The organism is Veillonella caviae, assembly GCF_003992125.1.
Lineage (GTDB): Bacteria > Bacillota > Negativicutes > Veillonellales > Veillonellaceae > Veillonella > Veillonella caviae.
This window is the reverse complement of sequence record NZ_RQUY01000045.1, coordinates 1-1,217: the sequence shown is the minus strand read 5'-3', so window position 1 is coordinate 1,217 and position 1,217 is coordinate 1. Positions and strand designations below refer to the sequence as shown.

Annotated in this window: 1 protein-coding gene; it reads right to left on the bottom strand. The window is 30.6% G+C overall.

All coding sequences use genetic code 11. The annotated features are described in order from the left end of the window. Positions 1–208 precede the first annotated feature (208 nt). Positions 209–829: a hypothetical protein gene (locus tag EO120_RS09070; protein ID WP_127135147.1), complete on the bottom strand. Its 621-nt coding sequence runs from the start codon at positions 827–829 to the stop codon at positions 209–211. Between the last annotated feature and the right edge of the window lie 388 nt (positions 830–1,217).

Sequence of the window (1,217 nt, the reverse complement as noted above, 5' to 3'; positions counted from 1 at the left end):
CATTTTATTGTATATAGTGAAATTTTAGTTACTTTTAAAAGTAACTTTCACTTTCTAAGACTAATTCCCTCCTAATCAAAATTTCTCTAAAAATTTTGATCAGGAGGATGTTTTATACAAAAATGAAGGTTATAATATAGATAAAATTATCGTTTTTTATTTTAAACGTAATTTTCACCCTTGAAAGTTTGCTATAAGGTTTGATACTCTACTTATCATTTTTAAAATTAAAAAGAATAAAAATTAATAAATATGATTGTTTATTAATTAATTCTGGGGTGAGTATTATATTACTTGGGGCGATAGGCTTTATATATAATAGTTTCGGAATTCCATTTTCATATAAAAAGGTAAATACATCTAATGCTGATTTGTTGCCCAACTTTGTTCGAGTATAATTGTTGATATAATTCGTTATTAGGTTGATGTCATCTTGCGTATATAGCTGTAATGGTGTGCTCTTAGGTATACAATGTCGTATTAAGGTATGAGTGTTTTCACAACTTCCTTTTTGATATGGCTTACCTGCATCGCAGTAAAAGGGATATGAGCATTGATTTAGTTGTTCTATAGCCTGTGGGGTAGAAAACTTAGAACTATTATCTGCTAGTAGCAATGGGAGTAGCCTATTGTATCGCTCTAATTCCAAACGATTAAGTAGTGACATAAATTGAGTTATGGCTGCCTGCTCTGTCTTATATTGTAAGAGGAAGGATAGTTGAAAACTAGCTTCCACAAAATGCATTGTCAGTAATACGAGATCATCGAGAGTTCCTTCCACGGTATCTAATTGAACTGTTGGAAGAATAGGTGTTTTTCCAAAAATCACAAATAGTCATCATACGTTTGCCCCAACCGGCAATTTCTATCTATCTTTCGTATGAGACTCGGCTATTTTCTTGGTTTTATACGTACTACGTTAGGCATATTTATATTTCGTACGGTAAACAATCCTGCATTACATAAGTATATAAGGTGGTTTCTGATTTAGTAAGTTTATTAGCATTAGTTGTACAGATGTGATGCAAGGATTCTCCTTGTTTTAATCTTGGTGAAATTAAGTTATCTAACATTTGAAGTTCTTCACTTGAGATGGAGAATCCTGCTCTAGAGTTTGATATAGTTTTTTACAAAATAATCGAAAAAAAGACTACCCAAAAAGTATCTTTTATAATATAATATTGATGAATTTAAAATGAATAGAATGTTTCTGTTTA